This is a genomic window from Rhodosalinus sp., assembly GCF_041685465.1.
Taxonomy (GTDB): Bacteria; Pseudomonadota; Alphaproteobacteria; order Rhodobacterales; family Rhodobacteraceae; genus Rhodosalinus.
In genome coordinates this window covers 1-4106 of record NZ_JAWLFS010000252.1, presented here as the reverse complement: position 1 = coordinate 4106, position 4106 = coordinate 1, and the positions used below count along the sequence as shown (strand labels likewise).

At 73.5% G+C, this 4106-nt stretch carries 5 protein-coding genes; 3 read left to right on the top strand and 2 right to left on the bottom strand.

The window, feature by feature from the left end:
* Positions 1-220, bottom strand: a 220-nt coding sequence (locus ACESL7_RS13755; protein ID WP_372893881.1) for a sulfurtransferase TusA family protein, incomplete at its 3' end; no start/stop codon positions are given.
* A 102-nt stretch (positions 221-322) separates the two neighbouring features.
* Between ACESL7_RS13755 and ACESL7_RS13750 the strand changes: the two genes are divergently transcribed.
* The 3 genes from ACESL7_RS13750 (at position 323) to ACESL7_RS13740 (ending at position 3756) form a co-directional block, all read left to right on the top strand.
* Positions 323-1066, top strand: coding sequence for a cytochrome c biogenesis CcdA family protein (locus ACESL7_RS13750; RefSeq protein ID WP_372893880.1), 744 nt, complete (start codon positions 323-325; stop codon positions 1064-1066).
* 126 nt (positions 1067-1192) lie between these two features.
* Positions 1193-2398 (top strand): hypothetical protein, encoded by a 1206-nt coding sequence (locus ACESL7_RS13745; RefSeq protein ID WP_372893879.1) that lies wholly within the window; start codon positions 1193-1195, stop codon positions 2396-2398.
* On the top strand, positions 2395-3756 hold the full coding sequence (locus ACESL7_RS13740) for a cytochrome P450 (RefSeq protein ID WP_372893878.1): 1362 nt from the start codon (positions 2395-2397) through the stop codon (positions 3754-3756). Before ACESL7_RS13745 ends, ACESL7_RS13740 begins: the two co-directional genes overlap by 4 nt.
* A 91-nt stretch (positions 3757-3847) precedes the next feature.
* On the opposite strand, the gene ACESL7_RS13735 is transcribed toward ACESL7_RS13740, so the two are convergent.
* The coding region (locus tag ACESL7_RS13735; RefSeq protein ID WP_372893877.1) for an SDR family NAD(P)-dependent oxidoreductase at positions 3848-4106 on the bottom strand (259 nt) is incomplete at its 5' end.

Sequence of the window (4106 nt, the reverse complement as noted above, 5' to 3'; positions counted from 1 at the left end):
AGGCCTTGCGGACGGTGAAGCGGGTGTGGTCGCCCTGCGCCTCCGTCGCTTCCAGCGCGTGGCCGGCCTCGGCGCAGAAGTGGGGCACGTCGATCGCCGCCATCGGATCGTCGGCGAGCAGCGCGACCCGCGCGCCGGGCGGCGCCTGCGCGAGCCGCTTTCTCAGCCGCAGGACGGGAAGCGGGCAGCGCAGGCCGCGGGCGTCGATCTCCTCGGTCATGGGCGGGGCATAGTCCCCGGCGCGCCCCGCGTCCACGGCTGACGGGGATGTGACGGCGTGGCCGCGTGACGCGGGGCGCGCGGCGGTGTAGGGGATGCGCCCATGTTCGGGATCGAGATCATCGACGCGGGGCTGATCCCCGCGATGACGGTGGCGCTGATGGCGGGGGTGATCTCCTTCCTCTCGCCCTGCGTGCTGCCGATCGTGCCGCCCTATCTCGCCTACATGAGCGGCGTCTCGGTGGGCGATCTGAACGCGGGCCGCGGCCGGGCGGTGGTGCCGGCGCTCTTCTTCGTGCTCGGGCTCTCGACGGTCTTCGTCTTTCTCGGCTTCACCGCCTCGGTGGCGGGGCGGGCGTTTCTCGCCTACCAGGACTGGTTCAACACGGTGGCCGGGCTGATCGTGATGGGCTTCGGGGCGCATTTCGTGGGCGTCTACCGGATCGGCTTTCTCGACCGCGAGGCGCGGCTCGGGGCGGAGGCGCGCGGGGGCAGCGCCTTCGGGGCCTATGTCCTCGGGCTCGCCTTCGCCTTCGGCTGGACGCCCTGCATCGGCCCGCAACTGGGCGCGATCCTGTCGCTCGCGGCGACCGAGGCGGACCTCGGGCGCGGCGCGGCGCTGCTCGGCGTCTACGCCGCGGGGCTCGGGGTGCCGTTCCTGCTGGTGGCGGCCTTCCTGCCGCGGCTCGGCGGGCTGATGGGCTGGATGAAGCGCCACATGGACCGCATCGAGCGGGTGATGGGCCTCCTGCTCTGGACCATCGGGCTCCTGATGCTGACGGGCGGCTTCTCGGCCTTCTCCTTCTGGCTGCTGGAAACCTTCCCCGCGCTCGCCGCGCTGGGCTGACCGCCGCCCCGCAGCGCGTGCAAGGCGCTTGGAAGCGCCTTGCCCAAGGGCCTTCCAAGGCCCTTGGGCGGTCTTACTCTCGCCCGAATGCGCGGTTAGGCTGACGCGAAAGACGGAGAGGCCCGCATGACCGCGAGGGACGAGCGACAGGTGCGCCGGCGCCGGGTGTTCTACATCCCGGGCTACGACCCCTTTCCGCCACGTCGCTACCGCGAGCTCTACCGTCGCGAGGCCGCGGCACAGGCGGCCGTCTCGGGCCACGAGATCTCCGTCACCCCGGGCGCTGCCCGCGGGGGCTGGGGCGTGGAGGCCCGCATCGAGGGCGCGGAGGTCCAGACGCAGATCGAGGTCCTCGTCTGGTCCGACATCGTGCGCGCGAGCATGGGCAAGGGCATCGCCGCGACCTACGCGCAGCTCCTGCGCACCGCCTGGACCTACGCGCGCACGGGCGCGCTCTGGCGGCTGATGCGGCTCCGCAAGGGGCCGGTGATCGCGGCCTTCTACCCGGTCGCGGTGCTGCTGGCGCAGCTCGCGCTCGCGCTCCTCGCGGCCTGGGGCACGGGGGCCGCGGCGGCCACGCTGCTGCACCCCTGGGCCGCGCCGCTCGGCCTCGCCGTCGTCTGGCCGGTACTCGCGTGGTTCCGCCGGCAGGACGGGCGGCTCTTCGCCTATTACCTGATGCACGACTACGCCTTCTCCGCCGCCTGGCGGGGCGCCAACCCGCCCGCGCTCGAGGCGCGGCTCGGCGACTTCGCCGATCGCATCGCCGCCGCGCTCGCCGAGGACCGGGACGAGGTGCTGGTGGTCGGCCATTCCTCGGGCGCGCATCTCGCCGTCTCGGTGCTCGCCGATCTCCTGCGCGCGGGGCGCGTGCCGGCGGACGGTCCCGCGCTCGGGCTGCTGACGCTCGGGCAGGTGGTGCCGATGATGTCCTTCCTGCCGGACGCCGGGCGCCTGCGCGCCGATCTCGCCTGTCTCTCCGAGCAGGACACCATCGCCTGGGTGGACGTGAGCGCGCCGGGCGACGGCTGCGCCTTCGCGCTCTGCGATCCGGTCGCCGTCTCGGGCGTCGCGGGACCGGCCAAGCGCTGGCCGCTGGTGATCTCGGCGGCCTTCACGCAGACGCTCTCGCCGGAGCGGTGGCGGGCGCTGCGCTGGCGCTTCTTCCGGCTGCATTTCCAGTACCTCTGCGCCTTCGACCGGCCCGGCGACTACGACTATTTCCGCATCACCGCCGGGCCGCGCACGCTCGCGGCGCGGTTCGCGGGGCGGGCACCCTCGCGCTCGCGGATCGAGCGGCCGCTCTCCAAGCACAGGCACCGCGCCGCATGATCCCGCCCAAGCCCACGCCCCGCGCCGAGAGCGTCTCGCTCTGGCGCTACATGCGGCTCTTCCGGGCCGACATCCTCTCGGCGCAGCCCGCGCGGCTCTACCGCGCGTGGATGGCGGAGTTCCGCACGCCCTTCTTCCGGTCCTACCTCGTCAACCAGCCCGATCTCGTCGCCCGCGTGCTGAAGGAGCGCCCGGACGACTTCCCGAAGTCGGACCGCATCTCGGAGGGGCTGCGCCCGCTGCTGGGCGAGTCGGTCTTCCTGACGAACGGCGCGACGTGGAAGCGCCAGCGCCGGATCATCGACCCGGCCTTCGAGGGCGGGCGGCTCAAGGACACCTTCCCGGCGATGTGGGACGCGGCCGAGGCCGCGGCGGCGCGTCTCGCCGCGCACGCCGGCGAGGCGGTCGAGATCGAGGAACAGACGAGCCACGCGGCGGCCGACGTGATCTTCCGCACGCTCTTCTCGATCCCGATCGAGCACCGGATCGCGGCGGAGGTCTTTCACGAGTTCCGCGCCTACCAGCGCACGCAGCCGATCCTGAACGCCGCCGCCTTCGTGCCGCTGCCGCGCTGGCTGCCGCGCGGACACCGGCGGCGCACGCGGGCCGCGGCACGCCGGATCCGCGGGCTGATCACCGAGCTCACCGCCGCGCGGATGCGCGCGATCGAGGAAGGCACCGCCCCGGACGACCTCGCCAGCAAGATCATGACGACCCGCGACCCGGAAACGGGGGAGACCTTCACCACGCGGGAGATGGTCGACCAGGTGGCGATCTTCTTCCTCGCGGGGCACGAGACCTCGGCCTCCGCGCTCGCCTGGACGCTCTACCTCATGGCGCTCTATCCCGACTGGCAGGAGGCGGTGGCGGCAGAGGCGCGGGCGCATCTCGCGCCCGATTTCGCCTGCGTGTCCCGGCTGCGCGTGGCGCGCGACGTCTTCCGCGAGGCGCTGCGCCTCTACCCGCCGGTGCCCATGATGGTGCGCGAGGCGACATGCCCCGAGCGGTTCCGTGACCGCGACCTCGCCCCCGGCGCGCAGGTCGTGCTCTCGCCCTGGCATCAGCACCGCCACACCCGGCTCTGGGAGAACCCGGACGGCTTCGATCCCGCACGGTGGGAGACCGAAAACGGCCGCGCCTGCGCACGGGAGGCCTACATGCCCTTTTCCGCCGGCCCGCGGGTCTGCACCGGCGCCGGCTTCGCCATGGTGGAGGGGGTGCTGCTGCTCGCGCGGCTCCTGCGCGACCTGCGGGTGGAGCTCACCGACCGCCCGCCGCCCGTCCCGGTGGCGCATCTGACCGTGCGGGCGAAGGACGGGATCTGGCTCCGGGTGCGCGAGCGCGACGACGCCGGATGAGAACCGTCAGCGGATTACCCGCGGCACCGGGCCAGACACCGCCGCGGCCACCCGGTGTGCGGCGCCCGGGCAAGCAAGCCGCGCGCGCCGCTCAGAAAGGGTGCGGGCGCCCGTCCCACGTCTCGAAGCGGCCGGTCCGCGAGAGGTCGAGCGCCTCGATCCGGTCGGCGAGGCCCGCCGCGGCGGTTTCCGCATCGATTTCGGCCGCCGCTCCGCCCATCTCCGTGCGGACCCAGCCGGGGTGATAGATACCGACGGCGATCCCCTCCGCCGCCAGATCGGCGGCGAGGTTACGCCCGAGGTTGATCGCCGCCGCCTTCGAGGCGCGGTAGATGTAGCTGCCGCCGGGG